General features: G+C 53.8%; 20 protein-coding genes. 16 read left to right on the top strand and 4 right to left on the bottom strand.

Translation table 11 applies throughout. From position 1 onward, the window contains the following. Positions 1-148 precede the first annotated feature (148 nt). Complete coding sequence (degP, locus tag IFU29_RS11710; RefSeq protein ID WP_191934088.1) at positions 149-1,591, top strand: serine endoprotease DegP; 1,443 nt, start codon at positions 149-151, stop codon at positions 1,589-1,591. Positions 1,592-1,710: 119 nt separating this feature from the next. On the opposite strand, the gene IFU29_RS11705 is transcribed toward degP, so the two are convergent. The 4 genes from IFU29_RS11705 to map all read right to left on the bottom strand — a co-directional run bounded on the left by IFU29_RS11705 (position 1,711) and on the right by map (position 6,805). Next, positions 1,711-2,103 carry a DUF3461 family protein gene (locus tag IFU29_RS11705; protein ID WP_062747126.1) on the bottom strand — a complete coding sequence of 131 codons (393 nt, stop codon included), beginning with the start codon at positions 2,101-2,103 and terminating at the stop codon, positions 1,711-1,713. 222 nt (positions 2,104-2,325) lie between these two features. Further along, positions 2,326-3,150 (bottom strand): 2,3,4,5-tetrahydropyridine-2,6-dicarboxylate N-succinyltransferase, encoded by an 825-nt coding sequence (dapD, locus tag IFU29_RS11700; protein WP_062747124.1) that lies wholly within the window; start codon positions 3,148-3,150, stop codon positions 2,326-2,328. Between the two features lie 95 nt (positions 3,151-3,245). Next, on the bottom strand, positions 3,246-5,903 hold the full coding sequence (glnD, locus tag IFU29_RS11695) for a bifunctional uridylyltransferase/uridylyl-removing protein GlnD (protein ID WP_191934367.1): 2,658 nt from the start codon (positions 5,901-5,903) through the stop codon (positions 3,246-3,248). Between the two features lie 110 nt (positions 5,904-6,013). Continuing rightward, positions 6,014-6,805, bottom strand: a complete 792-nt coding sequence (gene map / locus IFU29_RS11690) for a type I methionyl aminopeptidase (protein WP_191934087.1) — start codon at positions 6,803-6,805, stop codon at positions 6,014-6,016. 372 nt (positions 6,806-7,177) lie between these two features. Between map and rpsB the strand changes: the two genes are divergently transcribed. The 15 genes from rpsB (at position 7,178) to rnhB (ending at position 22,559) form a co-directional block, all read left to right on the top strand. Next, positions 7,178-7,903, top strand: a complete 726-nt coding sequence (gene rpsB / locus IFU29_RS11685; RefSeq protein ID WP_062747118.1) for a 30S ribosomal protein S2 — start codon at positions 7,178-7,180, stop codon at positions 7,901-7,903. A 327-nt stretch (positions 7,904-8,230) separates the two neighbouring features. Continuing rightward, complete coding sequence (gene tsf / locus IFU29_RS11680) at positions 8,231-9,082, top strand: translation elongation factor Ts (protein WP_062747115.1); 852 nt, start codon at positions 8,231-8,233, stop codon at positions 9,080-9,082. 155 nt (positions 9,083-9,237) lie between these two features. Further along, the gene (gene pyrH / locus IFU29_RS11675) at positions 9,238-9,963 is read left to right on the top strand and encodes a UMP kinase (protein ID WP_062747112.1); all 726 of its coding nucleotides are present in this window, start codon (positions 9,238-9,240) and stop codon (positions 9,961-9,963) included. Between the two features lie 128 nt (positions 9,964-10,091). Then, positions 10,092-10,649, top strand: a complete 558-nt coding sequence (gene frr, locus IFU29_RS11670; protein WP_191934086.1) for a ribosome recycling factor — start codon at positions 10,092-10,094, stop codon at positions 10,647-10,649. 134 nt (positions 10,650-10,783) lie between these two features. Then, positions 10,784-11,998 (top strand): 1-deoxy-D-xylulose-5-phosphate reductoisomerase, encoded by a 1,215-nt coding sequence (gene ispC / locus IFU29_RS11665; protein WP_191934085.1) that lies wholly within the window; start codon positions 10,784-10,786, stop codon positions 11,996-11,998. Positions 11,999-12,292: 294 nt separating this feature from the next. After that, entirely contained in the window at positions 12,293-13,045 is a 753-nt protein-coding gene (gene ispU, locus IFU29_RS11660; RefSeq protein WP_062747107.1) for a (2E,6E)-farnesyl-diphosphate-specific ditrans,polycis-undecaprenyl-diphosphate synthase, read from the top strand. Between the two features lie 18 nt (positions 13,046-13,063). Next, complete coding sequence (gene cdsA / locus IFU29_RS11655) at positions 13,064-13,921, top strand: phosphatidate cytidylyltransferase (RefSeq protein ID WP_191934084.1); 858 nt, start codon at positions 13,064-13,066, stop codon at positions 13,919-13,921. Positions 13,922-13,930: 9 nt separating this feature from the next. Beyond that, positions 13,931-15,280 (top strand): sigma E protease regulator RseP, encoded by a 1,350-nt coding sequence (gene rseP, locus IFU29_RS11650; protein ID WP_191934083.1) that lies wholly within the window; start codon positions 13,931-13,933, stop codon positions 15,278-15,280. Between the two features lie 55 nt (positions 15,281-15,335). Then, positions 15,336-17,747: an outer membrane protein assembly factor BamA gene (gene bamA, locus IFU29_RS11645; RefSeq protein WP_191934082.1), complete on the top strand. Its 2,412-nt coding sequence runs from the start codon at positions 15,336-15,338 to the stop codon at positions 17,745-17,747. A 119-nt stretch (positions 17,748-17,866) separates the two neighbouring features. After that, entirely contained in the window at positions 17,867-18,364 is a 498-nt protein-coding gene (gene skp / locus IFU29_RS11640; protein ID WP_062747096.1) for a molecular chaperone Skp, read from the top strand. A gap of 3 nt (positions 18,365-18,367) precedes the next feature. Continuing rightward, positions 18,368-19,393, top strand: coding sequence for a UDP-3-O-(3-hydroxymyristoyl)glucosamine N-acyltransferase (gene lpxD / locus IFU29_RS11635; RefSeq protein WP_191934081.1), 1,026 nt, complete (start codon positions 18,368-18,370; stop codon positions 19,391-19,393). Between the two features lie 149 nt (positions 19,394-19,542). After that, on the top strand, positions 19,543-19,998 hold the full coding sequence (fabZ, locus tag IFU29_RS11630) for a 3-hydroxyacyl-ACP dehydratase FabZ (RefSeq protein WP_062747091.1): 456 nt from the start codon (positions 19,543-19,545) through the stop codon (positions 19,996-19,998). A gap of 3 nt (positions 19,999-20,001) precedes the next feature. Next, positions 20,002-20,790 (top strand): acyl-ACP--UDP-N-acetylglucosamine O-acyltransferase, encoded by a 789-nt coding sequence (gene lpxA / locus IFU29_RS11625; RefSeq protein ID WP_191934080.1) that lies wholly within the window; start codon positions 20,002-20,004, stop codon positions 20,788-20,790. 3 nt (positions 20,791-20,793) lie between these two features. Then, the gene (gene lpxB / locus IFU29_RS11620) at positions 20,794-21,939 is read left to right on the top strand and encodes a lipid-A-disaccharide synthase (RefSeq protein ID WP_191934079.1); all 1,146 of its coding nucleotides are present in this window, start codon (positions 20,794-20,796) and stop codon (positions 21,937-21,939) included. Continuing rightward, on the top strand, positions 21,936-22,559 hold the full coding sequence (gene rnhB / locus IFU29_RS11615; RefSeq protein ID WP_191934078.1) for a ribonuclease HII: 624 nt from the start codon (positions 21,936-21,938) through the stop codon (positions 22,557-22,559). Before lpxB ends, rnhB begins: the two co-directional genes overlap by 4 nt. Positions 22,560-22,576: the final 17 nt, after the last annotated feature.

The following is a 22,576-nucleotide window of genomic DNA, read 5'->3' as shown; positions in this document are numbered from 1 at the left end:
TAAGCGCTAAGAATTGTAAAGAAGGACAATATTTTTTTACTATTGCCCCATATTTAAACATGAACTTAGCGTTAAAAAATTAATCTCAATATCACAACGACAACCACAGCAATGGTTACTTCACTGAATTATCTTGAGAATCCGACTAATGAAAAAAACCACGTTAGTATTGAGCGCTCTGGCTTTGAGCCTGGGTCTGGCATTAAACCCGTTAGCTGCCAGCGCTGCGGAAACGGCCTCTTCGTCTGCAACTCAGCCGCTGCCGAGCCTGGCACCGATGCTGGAAACGGTGATGCCATCAGTCGTCAGTATCAATGTTGAAGGCAGCACCACGGTACGCACACCGCGTATGTCCCAGCAGTTCCAGCAGTTCTTTGGCGGCAACTCGCCATTCTGTCAGGAGGGGTCTCCCTTCCTGGGTTCCCCAATGTGCCAGGGCGGCGGTCCTGAAGGCAACGGCAATGGCGGTGCTGACCAGCAGCAAACCTTCCGCGCACTGGGGTCAGGCGTGGTTATCGATGCCGCAAAAGGCTATGTGGTCACCAACAACCACGTAGTGGATAACGCCACCAAAATTCAGGTGCAGTTAAGCGATGGTCGTCATTATGATGCGAAAGTGATTGGTAAAGATCCGCGTTCAGATATTGCGCTCATCCAGTTGAAGGATGCGAAAAATCTGACGGCGATTAAGATTGCCGACTCCGATAATCTGCGCGTCGGTGACTACACGGTAGCGATCGGCAACCCGTATGGCCTGGGTGAAACCGTGACATCAGGTATTGTGTCTGCACTCGGCCGCAGCGGTCTGAATGTGGAAAATTACGAAAACTTTATCCAGACCGATGCCGCTATCAACCGGGGTAACTCCGGGGGCGCACTGGTCAACCTTAAGGGTGAACTTATCGGAATTAACACCGCCATTCTGGCACCGGACGGTGGCAATATCGGCATTGGCTTTGCCATCCCGAGTAATATGGTGAAAAACCTGACGTCTCAGATGGTCGAGTATGGCCAGGTGAAACGCGGTGAGCTGGGGATTATGGGGACCGAGCTGAACTCAGAACTGGCGAAAGCGATGAAAGTCGATGCCCAGCGCGGTGCTTTCGTCAGCCAGGTGTTGCCGAAGTCCTCAGCGGCTCAGGCCGGGATTAAAGCCGGTGATGTCATTGTCTCTATCAATAATAAACCGATCTCCAGCTTTGCAGCCCTTCGCGCAGAGGTTGGTTCGTTGCCGGTCGGCACTAAAATGGAACTGGGCCTGATCCGTGACGGTAAGCCAATGAGCGTCAATGTGGCACTGCAGCAGAGTAGTGCGGATAAAGTCGACTCCGGTACCATCTATAACGGTATCGAAGGTGCAGACCTCAGCAACTACGATGTAAAAGGCAATAAGGGCGTGAAAGTCGACAATGTGAAGCCTGGCTCTGCCGCTGCGCGGATTGGCCTGAAAAAAGATGATGTGATTCTGGGTGTGAATCAGCAGCCGATCGCGAATCTGGGTGAGTTGCGTAAAATCCTCGACACCAAACCATCGGTGCTGGCGCTGAATATTCAGCGTGGTGACGCCAGTATTTACCTGTTGATGCAGTAATGACTAAAAAAGGGCGGACCTTAAAAAACGGTCTGCCCACCGGGCCAGTCGGAAAAAACGGGCCGGACAAAAAAGGGTGACCCAAATAGGGTCACCCTTTTTTTATATCAGCGGGGACATTAACGACCGTTACGGGTCAGTTTATCCAGATCCGATTCAATTTCAGCGATTTTGTGAGAAACAACGCTTTCCAGATGACGCAGATCATCAAGGATTTTACGTTTCAAATCGACTTCGACCTGGTCGCGCTGGCAAATCTGATCAAGCTCATCAATCACATAGCGCAGATTCGGGCTGATTTCCTGAACTTCTTTGTAACCCTGGCTGGCGTTATCGGCGACTACGGTTTTGCGCTGACGGGGATATTTGAATTTCACGCTTTTAGCAAAAAACTCGCCTTTGTCTTTGCGGAAATAAATTTTCAGGATGTCGTTATTGGCTTCCTGACGCAGGCTGTAACGGTCGATATCTTCAGGTGAAGAGATACCCAACCCTTTAAGATTGTCGTACATAGCATTTTCCTTTTAGGAGACTTTCGATCCAGATGCGATCAGAGTCGTCGCTATCCGTCAAACGGTAAAGGATCGGTTAATTTAAGAACAATGTTTTTCTGGCGCGGATTATACGCCTGGATTGCGCACAATAGCACCACTTGTTTCGCGTAGTGAAAGAGGTAGTAACTGCTGGAGGTGGAAAGATAGCTTTACGGGCCACTGGTGTGGCCCGTACGATGCTTAGTCGATGGTGCGCAGCAGTTCGTTGATGCCGGTTTTGCCCAGGGTTTTAGCATCCACTTTTTTGACGATGACTGCACAGTACAGGCTGTAAGTTCCGTCTTTTGACGGCAGGTTGCCTGATACCACGACGGAGCCCGCAGGAACGCGGCCGTAATGCACTTCACCGGTTTCACGGTCGAAAATTTTGGTGCTCTGGCCGATATAGACGCCCATTGAGATCACCGAGCCCTCTTCGACGATCACGCCTTCTACAATTTCTGAACGCGCACCAATAAAGCAGTTGTCTTCGATGATGGTAGGGTTAGCCTGAAGAGGTTCCAGTACGCCACCGATGCCCACGCCGCCAGACAGGTGTACGTTTTTACCGATCTGTGCACAGGAGCCTACGGTGGCCCAAGTATCAACCATGGAACCTTCATCAACGTAGGCACCGATGTTGACATACGACGGCATCAGTACGGTATTACGTGCGATGAACGCGCCCTGACGAACGGCTGCCGGTGGCACCACGCGGAAGCCTTCTTTTTTGAAGCGCGCGTCATCATAATCGGCAAACTTCATCGGAACTTTGTCGTAATAGCGGCTTTCTGCGCCTTCCATCACCTGATTATCGTTGATACGGAATGACAGCAGTACCGCCTTTTTCAGCCACTGGTGAGTGACCCACTCGCCGTTGATCTTCTCGGCCACACGCAGAGCACCGCTATCCAGCAGGGCGATGGTCTGATTGACGGCATCACGCGTTGCGCTGTCGGCGTTCGCCGGGGTAATGTCTGCGCGGCGCTCGAAGGCGGCCTCAATAACACTCTGTAACTGTTGCATAAATCATCTCTTCCTGGTTTTGCCGTGCGCTTTATAACGAAAACGATTCCGCTGCAGCAGATCCCGCGCCGGCACGGTTAAAAAGTCAATCTGGGTCACACTTTATCGTTTGGATTAAGGGCCTCTGTCAACCGTTGTTGTAGGCGTTCGCGCAAATCGGCATCTAATGCACGCCGATCGCCGTTAGCCAGAATAAATAAGTCCTCCACGCGTTCACCGATGGTGCTGATGCGTGCGCCGTGCAGCGACACATTTAAATCCGCAAAGACTTCTCCTACCCGCGCCAGCAAACCGGGCTGATCGAGCGCCACTAATTCCAGATACGTTCGCCTGTCAGTGTGTGTGGGTAAAAAGTTCACCGCCGTATCCACGTTGAAATGCTTCAGGCGGGCGGACTGGCGGCGGGTGCGCGGTGGGTGCCAGCTGGTCTGACAGATCGCCTGTTCCAGCGCCTGGCGGGTCATCTCATGACGATCGGTGGCCAGCGGGCTGCCGTCCGGTTCCAGCACAATAAAGGTGTCCATGGCCATGCCGTCACGACTGGTAAAGATCTGCGCGTCATGCACGCTCAGGTTTCGCCGGTCCAGCTCTCCCGCCACGGCGGCAAACAGATACGGCCGGTCCGGGCTCCAGATAAAGATCTCCGTGCCGCCGCGCGTCGCCTGCGGGCTGACCAGGATTAGCGGCTGTGTCAGGTCATGATTCATCAGGTGACGGGCGTGCCACGCCAGCTGGTTTGGCGTGTGGCGCAGGAAGTAGTCGGCGCGGCAGCGGCCCCAGATGCTGTGCAGGGCTTCCTCATCGATGTTATCCATACGCAGCAGGGCGAGGGCCTGCAGACGATGATGGCGCACACGTTCGCGCAGATCCGGGCTGTTTTCCATGCCGCGGCGCAGCTGTTTTTCCGTGGCGAAGAACAGTTCCCGTAACAGGCTCTGTTTCCAGCTGTTCCACAGCGTTTCATTGGTGGCGCAGATATCGGCTACGGTAAGGCAGACCAGGTAGCGCAGACGATTCTCGTTCTGCATCACTTCGGCAAACTGCTGAATTTCGGTCGGGTCCTGGATGTCGCGGCGCTGGGCGGTCACCGACATCAGCAGATGATGACGCACCAGCCAGGCCACCAGCTGCGTTTCACGCGAATTAAGACCGTGCATCTCAGCAAACTCCAGCGCATCCTGCGCCCCGAGGATGGAGTGATCGCCGCCGCGACCTTTCGCGATATCGTGAAACAGGGCCGCCATCAGCAGTAACTCCAGCTGCGGCAGGCGGGGCCAGAGCTCAACGCACAGCGGATGGCGGGGGCGGGTGCGTTCGTCGGCAAAACTTTCCAGCTTCTGCAATACGCGGATCGTGTGCTCATCCACCGTATAGGCGTGGAACAGGTCGAACTGCATCTGGCCGACGATATTGCTCCACTGTGGCATATAGGCCCACAGCACGCTGTGACGATGCATCGGCACTAAAGCGCGGCTGACGGCACCCGGATGACGCAGAATGGACAGGAACAGCGTCCGCGCCTCTGGAATGGTACACAGCGGCTGCTTCAAATGACGGCGGGCATGGCGCAGGTGGCGCAGGGTGGTGGAATAGATACCGGTAATTTTTGGCGTGCGCACCATGGTATAAAACATGCGCATAATCGATTCCGGCTGCCGCGCGAACAGCGTCTCATCGCGCAGGTCGATCAGCGTACCGCGCAGCTGAAATTCATCATCCAGCGGTCGCGGTTTCTCGTCCGTCGGTAGCGCCAGAATCGCCTCATCGAACAGCTGTAACAGCATCTGATTCAGCTCGCTGACGCGGCGGGTGACGCGGAAGAAATCCTTCATCATTCGCTCGACGGGTTCGTTGCCTTCACCCTGATAATTCAGGCGCTGTGCAACGTTCAGCTGGCGATCGAACAGCAAACGGTTGTCGTAACGGGGCAGGGTGAGGTGCAGGGCGAAGCGAATTCGCCATAGCAGACTCTGGCATTCGTTGAGTTCATTGCGTTCAGCCTCGGTGAGAAAGCCAAAGCCCACCATTTCATCCAGTGAGGTGGCACCAAAGTGACGGCGGGCCACCCATAGCAGGGTGTGGATATCGCGCAGGCCGCCAGGGCTGCTTTTAATATCCGGCTCAAGGTTGTAGCTGGTGCCGTGGTAGCGTTGGTGGCGCTCCTGCTGCTCTTCAATTTTAGCGGCAAAGAAGCGGTCGGAGGGCCAGAAGCCGTCACTGAAGACATTTTTTTGCAACTCAAGGAACAGGGCCAGGTCGCCGGTCAGCATCCGTGATTCAATCAGGTTAGTGGACACCGTCAGGTCTGAAAGCCCTTCCAGCAGACACTCTTCCAGTGTGCGTACGCTGTGGCCGACTTCGAGCTTCAGGTCCCACATCAGGGTCAGTAATTCGCTGGTACGTCGGGCATCTTCCTCTGACAGCGGTTGGCGGCTGAGGATAAGAACGTCGATGTCTGACAGCGGATGCAGCTCACCCCGACCGTAGCCGCCGACAGCCACCAGGGCAATCCCCTCTTTTTCCGGGAAGCCAAAGAAGCGCCAGAGACGTCTGAGCAGGCGGTCAATAAACAGCGTGCGCGCATCAATCAGGGTTTCTGCATTCTGTCCGGCGTCAAAGGCTGCGGCGAGATGCTGTTGGAAAACATCCAGATGATGCCTGAGCGTGTCGCGATTAAGTTCCGCATCTTCCCAGCGGCGGGGCGCTTTGGTGAGTTTTTTCAGGATGCTGGCTTCCGTCACGTCTTTGTTCATTTCACCGCTCCACCAGGGATCTGCTCGTGAGCCCATAAAAAAAGCCGGCAGTCGCCGGCTTCATATGCTGATTGCGGACCGACCGAATGAAGAAGGTCAGCCCCTGCACATTATTCTGCGACCAGAATCGCCGGAATGGTGTCATCTTTACGCAGGGTCATAATTTCGCAGCCGTTTTCGGTTACCACAATAGTGTGTTCGTACTGTGCGGACAAGCTGCGATCTTTGGTTTTTACCGTCCAGCCATCTTTCATGCTGCGGATGCGGTAATCACCGGCATTGACCATCGGCTCGATGGTGAAAGCCATTCCGGGCTGTAACACTACGCCGCCATCATCGGCATCGTAGTGCAGCACCTGTGGCTCTTCATGGAAGCCTTTGCCGATGCCGTGGCCGCAGTATTCACGTACCACGGAGAAGTCCTGTGCCTCAACAAATTTCTGGATCTCACGGCCCAGGGTGCGCAGACGAATGCCTGGCTTCACCATACGCAGGGCCAGATAGAGACTCTCCTGCGTGACGCGGCACAGGCGCTCACCCTGAATGGTCGGCTTACCGACGATAAACATGGTGGACGTGTCGCCGTGATACTCATCTTTGATCACGGTAACGTCAATATTGACGATATCGCCATCTTTGAGGATTTTGTCATCGCTGGGAATACCGTGACACACCACTTCGTTAACGGAGATACATACCGACTTAGGAAAACCGTGGTAGCCGAGGCTGGCGGAGACGGCATGCTGCTTATTCACGATATGATCGTGGCACAGGCGATCCAGCTCACCCGTGCTGACGCCGGGCTTAACGTGCTCTTCAATCATCTCAAGCACTTCGGCAGCCAGACGGCCAGCCACACGCATTTTTTCGATTTCTTCAGGGGTTTTAATTGAAATAGCCATTCATCAGGTCCGAATTTGTCGTCATGTTCGACAATAATAAAGAAAGTGCTGTAATGGTATCAGCCTGCCCGGATGCTGCCAATGCAGTTTGTGGCGTCAACGGACCGGGAGGGGGGATCCGCTTTCCTGTTCGGACTAAAAAGGTAACAAGTATTGGCTACCCTCGCTGGTTTATGGTATAAAGCGCGCCGACGATTCTCTGTTCGGTGAGTTTCATCGCCAGGCTCAGAAACGCATAAATCTCACTATGTGTAAATAACACACACGTATCGACACCTACGCCGGGGTGCCTTGCTGGTTCGAAAGAGCCGATGGGTCGGTTGTATGGGATACGTGGAGGCTTAACCCCAAACTATATCTATAGAGGTAATCATGGCAACTGTTTCCATGCGCGACATGCTCAAGGCCGGTGTACACTTCGGTCACCAGACCCGTTACTGGAACCCGAAAATGAAGCCATTCATCTTCGGCGCACGTAACAAAGTTCACATCATCAACCTTGAGAAAACTGTACCAATGTTCAACGAAGCTCTGGCTGAGTTGAGCAAGATCTCTTCCCGTAAAGGTAAGATCCTGTTCGTTGGTACCAAGCGCGCTGCAAGCGAAGCGGTAAAAGAGCACGCTCTGAGCTGCGACCAGTTCTTCGTTAATCACCGCTGGTTGGGTGGTATGCTGACTAACTGGAAAACTGTTCGTCAGTCAATCAAACGTCTGAAAGACCTGGAAATCCAGTCTCAGGACGGCACTTTCGACAAACTGACCAAGAAAGAAGCGCTGATGCGCGCTCGTGAACTGGCCAAGCTGGAAAACAGCCTGGGCGGTATCAAAGACATGGGCGGCCTGCCAGACGCACTGTTTGTTGTTGATGCAGATCACGAACACATCGCTATCAAAGAAGCAAACAACCTGGGTATCCCAGTGTTTTCTATCGTTGATACCAACTCTGATCCAGACGGCGTAGACTTCATTATCCCAGGTAATGACGATGCAATCCGTGCTGTTAGCCTGTACCTGACTGCAGTGGCTACCACTGTACGTGAAGGTCGCTCGCAGGACCTGGCTCAGCAGGCAGAAGAAACCTTCGCTGAAGCTGAGTAATAAGGCTTGCTCTTTAGAGAGCCCTTGTACATCAGATGTGAATCTGTAAGGAAGGGGCCTTGATTGGCCCCTTTATTTTTTCGACTTCGCTTTGCTGAATGTCATATTTATCCGCTAGATTTCACGTTGCAGGAAAGAGGGCAACTAAGGGCCGTTCAGACGCTGACATCCGTTAGTGACTGGCGGGACCGAAGACAGCCAGCATCTCTGTGGCCTGGAAGATGAAGGAAAATTCAGCGGGGCAGAATGTTTCTCCCGAGACCTGGCATCTGTAGCGAACGCCATTACTGGCCAGCTGACAGATGCACGCTAACCGAGGATTAGAGAATGGCTGATATTACCGCTGCTCTGGTAAAAGAACTGCGCGAGCGCACTGGCGCTGGCATGATGGATTGTAAAAAAGCACTGACCGAAGCCAACGGCGACATCGAGCTGGCGATCGAGAACATGCGTAAATCTGGCGCGATCAAAGCCGCTAAAAAAGCAGGCAACGTTGCTGCTGATGGCGTGATCAAAACCAAGATCGACGGCAACTACGGTGTGATTCTGGAAGTAAACTGCCAGACTGACTTCGTTGCTAAAGACTCTGGTTTCCAGGCCTTCGCTGACAAAGTGCTGGATGCGGCTGTTGCCGGCAAAATCACTGACGTTGATGTGCTGAAAGCACAGTTCGAAGAAGAGCGCGTTGCACTGGTTGCTAAAATCGGTGAAAACATCAACATTCGTCGCGTGTCTTCTCTGGAAGGTGACGTGCTGGGTTCATACCTGCACGGTGCACGTATCGGTGTTCTGATCGCGGCTAAAAGCGCTGACGAAGAGCTGGTTAAGCAGCTGGCAATGCACGTTGCTGCCAGCAAGCCAGAATTCGTTAAGCCTGAAGATGTGTCTGCTGAAGTGGTAGAGAAAGAGTACCAGGTTCAGCTGGACATCGCCATGCAGTCTGGCAAGCCGAAAGAAATCGCAGAGAAAATGGTTGAAGGCCGTATGAAGAAATTCACCGGCGAAGTTTCTCTGACCGGTCAGCCTTTCGTCATTGACCCAAGCAAAACTGTGGGCCAGCTGCTGAAAGAGAAAAATGCAGACGTGACCAACTTCATCCGCTTTGAAGTGGGCGAAGGTATTGAGAAAGCTGAGACAGATTTCGCGGCAGAAGTCGCGGCGATGTCCAAGCAGTCTTAATCGCTTAAGAAGAACCGCCAGATGGCGGTTCTTTTTTGCCTGTCTTCCGACAGCGCATTTTCAGTCTCATCCCAATAGTATTTCTCTGATGCTTTTAGGATGATACCGCACACAGTTAACACCCCTTTTCGACGATATCTTCCAGGAAAAATACCATGGCGACCAATGCAAAACCCGTATATCAACGTATCCTGCTTAAACTGAGTGGCGAAGCACTGCAAGGTGCTGAAGGCTTCGGTATCGATGCCAGCGTGCTGGATCGTATGGCTCAGGAAGTGAAAGAACTGGTAGAGCTGGGCATTCAGGTAGGTGTGGTCATCGGCGGGGGGAATCTGTTCCGTGGTGCGGGTCTGGCTCAGGCCGGGATGAATCGCGTTGTTGGCGACCATATGGGAATGCTGGCGACGGTGATGAATGGCCTGGCGATGCGTGATGCGCTGCATCGTGCTTATGTCAACGCCCGTCTGATGTCAGCGATTCCATTGAATGGCGTGTGTGATAATTATAGCTGGGCAGAAGCCATTAGCCTGCTGCGCAACAACCGCGTGGTGATTTTCTCCGCCGGTACCGGTAACCCGTTCTTTACCACTGACTCCGCAGCCTGCCTGCGCGGTATCGAAATCGAAGCCGATGTGGTGCTGAAAGCGACCAAAGTTGACGGTGTTTACTCTTCCGATCCGGTGAAGAACCCGGATGCTGTCCTGCACGATCAGTTGACCTATACTGAAGTACTGGATAAAGAACTGAAAGTGATGGACCTGGCCGCCTTTACCCTGGCGCGTGACCATTCACTGCCTATCCGCGTGTTCAATATGAACAAGCCGGGCGCACTGCGCCGCGTGGTGATGGGCGAAAAAGAAGGCACGCTGATTACGCATTAATATCAGTCTGCGGTTAAAAGGGTTAAAATAAGGTATATTCTGCCTGTCAGGATTATCTTTAAATGTATTTGAACGGCTTCTGGCGATGCCAGAGGCTGGTGGATCAAACAGATTCCAAGGGTTCCCACGTGATTAACGACATCAAGAAAGATGCAGAAACGCGCATGGAAAAATGCGTCGAGGCATTCAAAAACCATATCAGCAAAATTCGCACCGGCCGTGCGTCGCCGAGCATTCTCGACGGTATCATGGTGGATTACTACGGTTCAGCGACGCCGCTGCGTCAGTTGGCCAGCGTCACGGTGGAAGATTCCCGTACGCTGAAAATCAACGTTTTTGACCGCTCAATCAGCGCCGCCGTTGAAAAAGCGATTATGTCTTCTGACCTGGGCCTGAACCCTATGTCAGCAGGGACGGATATTCGCGTTCCGCTACCCGCACTGACTGAAGAGCGTCGTAAAGACCTGATCAAAATCGTGCGCGGTGAAGCCGAGCAGGGTCGCGTGTCTGTGCGTAACGTGCGTCGTGATGCAAACGACAAAGTGAAAGCGCTGCTGAAAGATAAAGAGATCAGTGAAGACGACGATCGCCGTTGTCAGGAAGACGTTCAAAAAATGACCGACGTGTTTATCAAGAAAATTGACAGCGCGCTGGCCGAGAAAGAAGCGGAGCTGATGGACTTCTGATCCCATCTTCCTCCCGGTAAACGCCGCACAGATTGCCGTTCGAACGAAGGGCTGGTCTGGCGGCGTTTTGCGTTTGTTAACTCTCCCGGCAACAGGGTATTCTTCCCCTGAGCGGGTTTACGCAGAGCAATCTCATGAAGCAATTGACCATCCTCGGATCGACCGGATCCATCGGCACCAGCACGCTGGGCGTGGTGCGCGCTAACCCCCATCTGTTCGCCATTAAAGCACTGGTTGCCGGGCGTAACGTCGAACTGATGGTTGAGCAGTGTCTGGAATTCCGCCCCGCCTATGCCGCTATGTCCGATGTTCAGTCGGCGGACGCGCTGCGACTTCGTCTGAAAGATCTGCATGTGGACACCGAGGTGCTCAGTGGGGATCAGGCTTCCTGTGACCTTGCCGCGCTGGACGATGTGGATCAGGTGATGGCCGCGATTGTGGGTGCGGCAGGATTATTACCTACCCTGGCGGCAATTCGCGCCGGAAAACAGGTTTTACTGGCCAATAAAGAGTCGCTTGTCACCTGCGGCCGCCTTTTCCTGGAGGCCGTCAGCGCCTCGAAAGCCCAGCTGCTACCTATTGATAGTGAGCACAACGCCATTTTTCAGAGTTTGCCTGCTTCCCTCCAGCAGCAGTTAGGGTACGCTTCTCTCGAAGATAATGGCATTGACAGTATTATCCTCACGGGGTCGGGTGGCCCGTTCCGTGACACGCCGCTGGCAGAATTAGGTCATATGACACCGGATCAGGCGTGTGCACATCCGAACTGGTCGATGGGGAGAAAAATCTCCGTTGATTCGGCCACCATGATGAACAAAGGCCTGGAATATATCGAAGCCCGCTGGCTGTTTAATGCGACGGATAAGCAGATGGAAGTGGTTCTGCATCCTCAGTCTGTCATCCATTCGATGGTGCGCTATCGGGATGGCAGTGTGATTGCCCAGCTTGGATCGCCGGATATGCGTACCCCTATCGCGCACGCAATGGCCTGGCCGCAGCGCGTGACTTCGGGCGCTCAACCGCTTGATTTCACCCGAATGTCGGCCCTGACCTTCGCTGAACCTGACTTCGCGCGCTACCCCTGTCTGAAACTGGCTATTGATGCCAGTATGACGGGGCAGGCGGCGACCACGACGCTGAATGCGGCAAATGAAATCGCCGTTGCGGCGTTTCTCGCATCAGCGATCCGCTTCACCGATATTGCGGCATTAAATGTCGCGGTACTGGAGACGCTGTCTTGTCAGGAGCCTCAGAGTGTTGACGAGGTCATTGCTATCGACCATGAAGCCCGTGCTGCGGCACGCGCCTTATTGCCCCGTTTTGCGGCTGGTCGGGTCAGCGCGATTTAACGCGTCGCCATTTGTGAGCGCTGGGCGGAGGTGGTATAGTCTTGCCCCACCGTTCCGGTATCACGGCGTGATTTAGCAGGTAAACTTGCGCAATCGCACGCGCTTTACGCCGGGCAGGTGAGATATTTCAGAAGCCGTTGCATACCCAACGTCGTTGGTGCTGAAGCAAGGCGGCAGGTGCAGGAACGTTCGGATGCTTAAGCAGTTAAGTGGCCGGGGTGAATGCGGCAGCCCCTGCGGTAGCAGCTTCAAATATGAAGGGTATATTTCTGAATAAGGAAATAGTTACGCATTATGTCGTCCGAAAATAAATTACAAACCGATGACCAGCAGGGGACAGGCCCCCGCCATGTGGCCATCATTATGGATGGCAACGGCCGCTGGGCTAAAAACCAGGGCAAGCTGCGTATTTCTGGTCATAAAGCGGGAGTGAAATCCGTGCGGCGCGCCGTGAGTTTTGCGGTCAGCAATAAACTTGATGCGCTCACGCTTTATGCCTTTAGTAGTGAAAACTGGAATCGTCCTCATCAGGAAGTTCTGGCACTGATGGAATTGTTCGTCTGGGCACTCGACAGCGAAGTGAAAAGTCTGCACAAGCATAATGTCCGGTTGAAAATTATCGGTGATATCAGTCGGTTTAACTCCCGTCTCCAGGAGCGTATTCGCCGTGCTGAGGAACTTACTCAACAAAATAATGGACTAACACTCAACATTGCTGCGAATTATGGCGGACGTTGGGATATTATCCATGGAGTCAGAAAAATAGCAGAACAGGTACAGGAAGGGCTTCTTCGTCCGGACCAGATCGAAGAAGAGACGCTTCACCCCTATCTCTGCCTGAATGAACTGGCACCTGTGGATCTCGTAATAAGGACCGGGGGAGAGCATCGGATTAGTAACTTCCTGCTTTGGCAAGTTGCCTATGCAGAGTTTTGGTTTACCGATACTCTTTGGCCTGATTTTGATGAACAAGTTTTTGAAGGTGCACTGAATGCGTTTGCACAACGAGAGCGTCGGTTTGGCGGCGCAGCACCCGGCGGCGCCTGAGCGCACTGGGGGTAATCTTTGCTGAAGTCTCGCCTGATTACCGCGTTTATATTGATACCTATCGTCATTGCAGCCCTCTTTTTGCTGCCGCCGCTAGGGTTTGCCATCACTATTTTAGCGATCTGTATGCTGGCCGCATGGGAATGGGGTCAGTTTGCAGGCTTTGCTGCGCGCTCTCAGCGCGTCTGGCTGGCTTTGCTGTGCGGCCTGCTGCTGGCCTTTATGCTGTTTACGCTCCCGGCGTACCAGCATTCAGTGCATCTGCCTCAGATTGGCGGTGCCCTTTGGGTATCGCTGGGATGGTGGATAGTGGCGCTGCTGCTGGTTCTCTCCTATCCCGGTTCTGCCACATTCTGGCGTCATTCACGCGTGCTGCGTCTGATCTTTGGCTTGCTGACCATTGTCCCGTTCTTCTGGGGAATGCTGGCTCTGCGTCAGTATCACTATGACGTTGACCACTATGCCGGTGCCTGGTGGCTGTTGTACGTGATGTTCCTCGTCTGGGGAGCCGATTCCGGGGCTTACATGTTTGGTAAGCTGTTTGGCAAGCATAAGCTGGCGCCGAAGGTCTCCCCGGGCAAGACCTGGGAAGGTTTCTTTGGCGGTCTGGTCACCTCGGCGTTAATTTCCTGGCTGTTCAGCGTGTTTGCTCCGTTGCAGGTACCGCTATCGACGCTGCTGATTTGCTCCATTATTGCTGCGCTGGCGTCGGTGCTCGGGGATTTAACCGAAAGCATGTTCAAACGTGAAGCCGGCATTAAAGACAGCGGCAGTCTGATCCCTGGCCACGGCGGCATTCTTGACCGTATTGACAGCCTCACGGCGGCCGTTCCGGTGTTCGCCTGCCTGTTATTGCTGGTCTTTGGGACGCTGTAGGGAAACATTATGTTGAGCATACTCTGGAGTTTTGCTGCCTTTATCGTTGCGCTGGGGATTTTAATCACCGTGCATGAGTTCGGCCATTTCTGGGTCGCCCGCCGCTGCGGCGTGAAAGTCGAGCGCTTCTCCATCGGTTTTGGTAAGGCACTGTGGCGACGCCGTGACAAGCAGGGCACAGAGTATGTTATCGCGCTGATCCCCCTGGGCGGGTACGTCAAGATGCTCGACGAACGCGTCGAAAGCGTGCCGCCTGAACTTCGCCATCAGTCCTTCAATAATAAAACGATTTTGCAACGTGCCGCGATTGTCAGCGCTGGCCCTGTGGCGAATTTCATCTTTGCTATTTTTGCCTACTGGCTGGTGTTTATTATCGGCGTCCCCGGCGTGCGCCCGGTTGTTGGCGAAATAGTGAGCGGTTCGCCCGCCGCTGAAGCTCAAATTACCCCAGGCACGGAACTTAAAGCCGTTGACGGTATCGAAACGCCTGATTGGGATGCTGTGCGAATGGCACTGGTAGCGAAGATTGGCGATCAGCACACCACCTTCACCGTAGCTCCGTTTGGCAGTGATAACACCCGTGATAAGACGGTGAATCTTCAGGGCTGGCAGTTTGAACCCGACAAGCAGGATCCGGTCACATCACTGGGCATCCAGCCCCGGGGTCCTCAGATCGAATCGGTGCTGGCGCAGGTGCAGAAAGATTCAGCAGCAAGTCGAGCGGGTTTGCAAGCCGGCGACAGGATCGTTAAAGTCGATGGTCAGCCTTTGGAGCACTGGCAGAGTTTTGTTGCCACGGTACGCGAGAATCCGGGCAAAAACATACCCATTGAGGTGGAACGGCAGGGCAGCACCGTCGATTTGACGCTGACGCCAGACGTTAATCCACACAACAAGGCAGAAGGGTTTGCGGGCGTGATACCGCGCATTATTCCGCTACCTGAAGAGTACAGAACGGTGCGCCAGTATGGCCCGTTTGCGGCAATCGGTGAGGCCAGCGCGAAAACCTGGCAACTGATGAAGCTGACGGTAAGCATGTTAGGCAAACTGATTGTCGGTGATGTGAAGTTGAACAATCTCAGCGGGCCGATTTCAATCGCCCAGGGTGCTGGGATGTCAGCGGAATATGGTTTGATCTACTACCTGATGTTCCTCGCTCTGATTAGCGTGAATTTAGGGATAATCAACCTGTTCCCACTGCCGGTGTTAGATGGTGGTCATCTGCTGTTCCTGTTGATTGAGAAGATCAAAGGAGGGCAGGTTTCCGAGCGAGTTCAGGACTTCAGTTATCGTATCGGCTCGATTGTGCTGGTGCTGTTAATGGGGCTTGCGCTATTCAATGATTTCTCAAGGCTATAGTTTGCCAGTCGGTAAGCTGTTCGTGAGAACCAGTTAGGAAGAATGCATAAAAACGATGGCGATGAAAAAGTTGCTCATAGCGTCGCTGCTGTTTAGCAGCGTAACCGTATACGGTGCAGACGGATTCGTAGTGAATGATATTCATTTCGAAGGCCTGCAGCGAGTCGCCGTCGGTGCGGCATTGCTCAGTATGCCTGTCCGCGTTGGAGACACTGTCTCTGATGAAGATCTCAGTAACACCATTCGTGCACTGTTTGCGACCGGGAATTTCGAAGATGTTCAGGTCCTGCGCGACGGCAATACGCTGATCGTCCAGGTGAAAGAACGTCCGACGATTGCCAGCATCACTTTCTCCGGTAACAAAGCGGTGAAAGAGGATATGCTGAAGCAGAACCTGGAAGCGTCAGGCGTGCGCGTAGGTGAAGCACTGGATCGCACCACCATCTCCTCGATTGAGAAAGGGCTGGAAGACTTTTACTACAGCGTCGGTAAATACAGCGCTAGTGTGAAAGCGGTGGTTACCCCACTGCCACGCAACCGTGTCGACCTGAAGCTGGTCTTCACCGAGGGCGTGTCCGCTAAGATCCAGCAGATCAACATCGTGGGTAATAAAGCGTACAGCTCTGATGAACTGATCTCGCGCTTCCAGTTGCGTGATGAAGTGCCATGGTGGAACGTGGTGGGCGATCGTAAATACCAGAAGCAGAAACTCGCTGGTGACCTTGAAACCCTGCGCAGCTTCTATCTGGACCGCGGCTACGCCCGATTCAATATTGATTCGACTCAGGTCAGCCTGACGCCGGACAAAAAAGGTATCTACATCACCGTTAACATCAATGAAGGCGATCAGTACAAGCTTTCTGGCGTCGCGGTGAGCGGTAATCTGGCAGGACACTCAGCGGAAATTGAAACCCTGAGTAAAGTCACGCCGGGCGAACTGTATAACGGGTCGAAAGTGACCCGCATTGAAGACGACATCAAGAAGCTGCTGGGCCGTTATGGCTACGCGTATCCGCGCGTGCAGACGCAGCCTGAAATCGATGACGCGAACAAAACCGTTAAACTGCGTATTAATGTCGATGCGGGCAACCGTTTCTACGTGCGTAAAGTCCGCTTCGAAGGGAATGACACTTCGAAGGATTCGGTTCTGCGCCGCGAAATGCGTCAGATGGAAGGGGCATGGCTGGGCAGCGATCTGGTTGAGCAGGGCAAAGAGCGTCTGAATCGTCTGGGTTACTTTGAAACCGTTGATACAGAAACTCAGCGCGTTCCGGGCTCACCCGATCAGGTTGACGTCGTCTACAAGGTGAAAGAACGTAACACCGGTACGCTGAACTTCGGCGTCGGCTACGGCACCGAAAGCGGTGTCAGCTTCCAGGTTGGCGTGACTCAGGATAACTGGCTGGGTACCGGTAACACTGTCGGCATCAGCGGCACCAAGAACGACTACCAGACCTATGCTGAGTTCTCACTGACCGATCCGTACTTTACGGTCGACGGTGTCAGCCTGGGCGGACGCGTCTTCTACAACGACTTTAAAGCGGATGACGCTGACCTGTCAGACTACACCAACAAAAGTTATGGTGTAGACGGCACGCTGGGCTTCCCGGTGAATGAAAACAACACGCTGCGCGTGGGACTGGGCTATGTGCATAACAGCCTGTCTAACATGCAGCCGCAGATCGCCATGTGGCGTTACCTGCGTTCTGTCGGGCAGAATCCGAGCCTTTCCGGTGACGAAGATTACTCGGCAGATGACTTCACCTTTAACTATGGCTGGACGTATAACACCCTCGACCGCGGGTTCTTCCCGACGGCAGGTAACCGTACCAACCTGAACGGTAAAGTGACCATCCCGGGCTCCGATAACGCCTTCTACAAAGCGACGCTGGATACGCAACAGTATCTGCCGCTGAATCAGGATCGTACCTGGGTGCTGTTAGGTCGTGGACGCGTGGGCTATGGTGATGGCCTGAGCGGTAAAGAGATGCCGTTCTATGAGAACTTCTATGCCGGTGGCTCCAGCACCGTTCGTGGCTTCCGTTCCAATAACATTGGTCCTAAAGCCGCCTACCTGAACAACGGTTCTTCTGATTGTTCAGGAAGTGATGTGAATCGTGTCTGTAATTCTGATGATGCTATCGGTGGTAACGCCATGGCCGTGGCCAGTGCAGAGCTGATCACCCCGACGCCGTTCCTGAGTGAGAAGTATGCTAACTCAGTACGTACGTCACTGTTTGTGGATGCGGGTACGGTGTGGGACACCAAATGGGAAAACACGGCAGCCACGCGTGCAGCCGGTATCCCGGACTACAGCGATCCGAGTAACATCCGCATGTCAGCCGGTCTGGCACTGCAGTGGATGTCACCTCTGGGGCCGCTGGTGTTCTCCTACGCCCAGCCGTTCAAAAAGTATGATGGAGATAAGGCCGAACAGTTCCAATTTAACATTGGTAAAACCTGGTAATTCGGACCTGCAGGGAAGCACAGCAAGAGAGTATCGCGCTTACCGCGGTGTCTGAGACAACCAACGTAAGCGCAACCTATGTGTCCGTGACACAAACGTTGATGGTAAGGAGTTTTATAGTGAAAAAGTTGTTGTGTGCCGCAGGTCTGGGTATTGCTCTGGCGGTTTCCGCTGGTGCTCAGGCTGCTGATAAAATTGCAGTGGTGAACGTTTCCAGCATTTTCCAACAGTTACCAGCGCGTGCGACCGTTGCGAAACAACTGGAGAACGAGTTCAAAGGCCGTGCAACTGAGTTGCAGGGTATGGAACGCGATCTGCAAACCAAAATGCAGCGTCTGCAGCGTGACGGCTCTACCATGAAGGCGTCTGAACGTAGCCGCATGGAAAAAGACGTGATGGCTCAGCGTGAAGCGTTCTCAACCAAAGCGCAGGCTTTCGAGCAGGACAATCGCCGTCGTCAGATGGAAGAGCGTAACAAAATCCTGAGCCGCATTCAGGACGCCGTGCAGAAAGTGGCTGATAGCGAAGGTTACGACGTCGTTATTGACCAGAACGCGGTTGCCTATGCTGCTAAATCTAAAGACATCACTGCTGATGTTCTGAAACAGGTTAAATAAGTCATGTCTTCAATTCGACTGGCTGATTTAGCCCAGCAGTTGGATGCAGAATTGCACGGAGATGGCGATATCGCCATCTCCGGCATTGCTTCTATGCAATCCGCCCAACCTGGTCAGATCACGTTTCTATCAAACAGCCGTTACCGCGAGCAGCTCGCAGCCTGTCAGGCTTCAGCCGTGGTGCTCACTGAAGCGGATCTGGAATTTTTCCCTGGCGCAGCGCTGGTGGTTAAAAACCCGTATCTGACCTACGCCCGTATGGCCCAGTTGCTGGACACTACCCCGCAACCGGCTAACCATATCGCTCCTGGCGCGGTGATCGACCCCAGCGCGCAGCTAGGTCAGCACGTTTCGATCGGTGCCAACGCGGTGATCGAATCTGACGTGGTCCTTGGTGACAACGTGGTGATCGGCCCGGGATGTTTTATCGGGAAAAGAACCAAAATTGGTGCCGGAACGCGTCTCTGGGCCAATGTGTCTGTCTACCATGAAATTGAAATCGGCGCTGACTGTCTGATTCAGTCAGGCACGGTGATTGGTTCTGATGGCTTCGGATACGCTAACGATCGCGGTAACTGGGTGAAAATTCCACAGTTGGGTACGGTGATTATCGGCGATCGTGTAGAGATTGGTGCTTGTACCACCATCGATCGCGGTGCTCTTGATAACACCCATATAGGGAATGGTGTTATCATAGATAACCAGTGCCAGATTGCACACAACGTGGTGATTGGCGACAATACCGCGGTGGCCGGTGGTGTTATCATGGCTGGTAGTCTGAAAATTGGTCGCTACTGCATGATTGGTGGTGCCAGCGTGATTAATGGTCATATGGAAATATGTGACAAAGTTACCGTCACAGGGATGGGAATGGTGATGAGGCCAATCACTGAACCTGGAGTATACTCTTCCGGGATTCCGCTACAGCCCAATAAAACCTGGCGCAAAACGGCAGCCCTGGTGATGAACATCGATGAAATAAGCAAGCGCTTAAAAGCCATCGAACGCAAGGTCGGTAAAGACGACTAAGCACGTTAACACCAAGCTGCGCCGCTTTCATAAATAGAATAGGCGGAAGCGTAAGCGTACAGATATAATTTGCGGCCTGCAGACGATTGGATGATCGTTGCGGGCCGTGTCATTGATGCCATCAGAATTTTTAGGACAGGAAGAGTATTTTGACTACTGAAACTCATACTCTGAAGATTGAAGAGATTATTGAACTTTTACCGCACCGTTACCCGTTTTTGCTGGTTGACCGCGTGATTGAGTTTGAAGAAAACAAGTTTCTGCGTGCGGTAAAAAACGTCTCGGTTAACGAACCGTTTTTCCAGGGCCACTTCCCTGGTAAACCGATTTTCCCCGGTGTGCTGATTCTGGAAGCAATGGCACAGGCTACGGGTATTCTGGCGTTTAAAAGCGTTGGGAAACTTGAGCCGGGCGAGCTGTACTACTTTGCCGGCATCGACGATGCGCGCTTCAAGCGTCCGGTTGTGCCTGGCGACCAAATGATCATGGAAGTCACTTTCGAGAAAACCCGCCGTGGTGTGACGCGCTTTAAAGGTGTGGCCACCGTAGACGGTAAAATTGTCTGCGAAGCAACGATGATGTGTGCTCGCAGCCGGGAGGCTTAATTCGTGATTGATAGCACCGCCGTAATTCACCCCAGCTCGATCGTAGAAGAAGGCGCCGTGATTGGCGCTGGTGTCCAGATTGGTCCGTTTTGCACGGTGGGTGCAAACGTTTCGATCGGCGAAGGCACGGTTCTGAAGTCTCACGTAGTGGTCAATGGTCATACCGTTATTGGTAAAGACAATACCATCTACCAGTTTGCTTCAATTGGTGAAGCGAATCAGGATCTGAAATACGCTGGTGAACCGACACGAGTTGAGATCGGCGACCGTAACCGTATCCGTGAAAGCGTCACTATCCATCGTGGTACGGCGCAGTCCGGTGGGTTGACGAAAGTGGGTGATGACAATCTTCTGATGGTCAACGCTCACGTTGCGCACGACTGTGTTGTGGGAAGCCACTGCATTCTGGCGAATAACGCCACCCTGGCCGGTCATGTTACCGTTGACGACCATGCGATTATTGGTGGTATGACGGCGGTGCACCAGTTCTGCATTATCGGTGCTCATGTCATGGTGGGTGGCTGTTCGGGTGTCGCGCAGGATGTTCCTCCTTACGTGATTGCTCAGGGTAACCACGCGACACCGTTTGGTATCAACCTGGTCGGGCTGAAGCGTCGTGGTTTCAGCAAAGATGCGCTCCATGCGATTACCGCGGCGTACAAACTGTTGTACCGCAGTGGGAAAACGCTGGACGAAGTGAAACCGGAGATCGCTGAGATCGCCCAGGCACATCCGGAAGTGCAGCCGTTTTACGACTTCTTTGCCCGTTCTACAAGGGGTCTGATTCGTTAACTCATGCCAAAGCATCCCTTAACGATTGCCCTTGTCGCCGGAGAAACCTCCGGCGATATTCTTGGTGCCGGTCTTATCCGTGCGCTGAAAGAAAAGCATCCTGACGCCCGTTTTGTCGGCGTGGCGGGACCGCTGATGCAGGCCGAAGGCTGTGAAGCCTGGTACGAAATGGAAGAGCTGGCGGTGATGGGCATCGTTGAGGTGCTGGGCCGCTTGCGTCGCCTGTTGCATATCCGCCGTGACCTCACCCGCCGCTTTACTACGCTCAGGCCCGATGTCTTTGTCGGCATTGATGCACCAGATTTTAATATCACCCTTGAAGGTAAGCTGAAACAGCAGGGCATCCGCACGATCCACTACGTCAGCCCCTCCGTCTGGGCATGGCGGCAGAAGCGCGTGTTTAAGATTGGCCGCTCGACGGACCTGGTGCTGGCCTTCCTGCCGTTTGAAAAAGCCTTTTACGATCGTTTCAACGTGCCGTGCCGCTTTATTGGCCATACGATGGCCGATGCCATGCCGATTGAACCGGATAAACAGGCGGCACGGCGTGAGCTCGGTATTGCCCCGGACGCACTGTGTCTGGCGCTGCTCCCTGGCAGCCGCGGGGCCGAAGTAGAAATGCTGAGTGCCGATTTCCTGCGAACAGCGGTATTATTACGGGCTAAATACCCGGCGCTGGAAATTGTCGTGCCGCTGGTTAACCCGCGCCGTCGCGAACAGTTTGAGAAAATTAAAGCCGAAGTGGCTCCTGATTTGATCATGCACCTGCTGGATGGGAAAGGGCGGGCCGCCATGGTGGCCAGCGATGCCGCACTGCTGGCGTCCGGTACCGCCGCGCTGGAGTGTATGCTGGCAAAATGCCCTATGGTGGTTGGCTACCGTATGAAGCCGTTCACCTTCTGGCTGGCGAAGCGCCTGGTCAAAACGGAGTATGTCTCGCTGCCTAACCTGCTGGCGGGACGTGAGCTGGTGAAAGAGCTGCTGCAGGATGAGTGTCAGCCTGACCGGCTGGCCGCCGCGCTGGAGCCGTTGCTGGCTGCAGGTAAAACCCGCGATGCGCTGCTGGCGACCTTTGCTGAACTGCATCATCAGATCCGCTGGAACGCCGATGAGCAGGCTGCTGCGGCTGTACTGGAGCTGTGTCCATGAATGAATTTATCTATCCCAACGCCACGCTAATAGCCGGTGTGGATGAAGTGGGGCGTGGCCCCCTGGTAGGCGCGGTGGTTACGGCAGCGGTGATCCTCGATCCGGCCCGGCCGATTGCCGGCCTTGCCGACTCTAAAAAGCTGTCGGAAAAACGCCGTCTGGCGCTGTTTGATGAGATCACCGAGAAAGCGTTAAGCTGGAGCCTGGGACGCGCTGAACCGGAGGAAATCGACCAGCTTAATATCCTTCACGCCACCATGCTGGCGATGCAGCGTGCCGTGGCAGGACTGCATCTGACGCCGGACTTTGTGCTGATAGATGGCAACCGCTGCCCGGTCCTGGCCATGCCCAGTCAGGCCGTGGTTAAAGGCGATAGCCTGGTGCGTGAGATCAGTGCCGCGTCGATCGTTGCGAAAGTGACGCGCGACCGTGAAATGACCGAGCTGGACCGGCTTTACCCTGAATATGGCTTTGCCCAGCACAAAGGTTACCCGACCGCTCTGCATATGGAAAAACTGGCCCGGTTTGGCGCGACGCCACTGCACCGTCGCAGTTTTGTTCCTGTGCGTAACGCGCTGCTGGATGCCGACGTCAGCGCAACGGTTGTTCGTACGCTGTAATTTTTATCCCTGGTTTT

Source organism: Erwinia persicina (assembly GCF_014838825.1).
In the GTDB taxonomy this organism is placed as follows: domain Bacteria; phylum Pseudomonadota; class Gammaproteobacteria; order Enterobacterales; family Enterobacteriaceae; genus Erwinia; species Erwinia persicina_A.
Note: the sequence above shows the minus strand (reverse complement) of the source record. Positions and strands in the feature narration are given on the sequence as shown.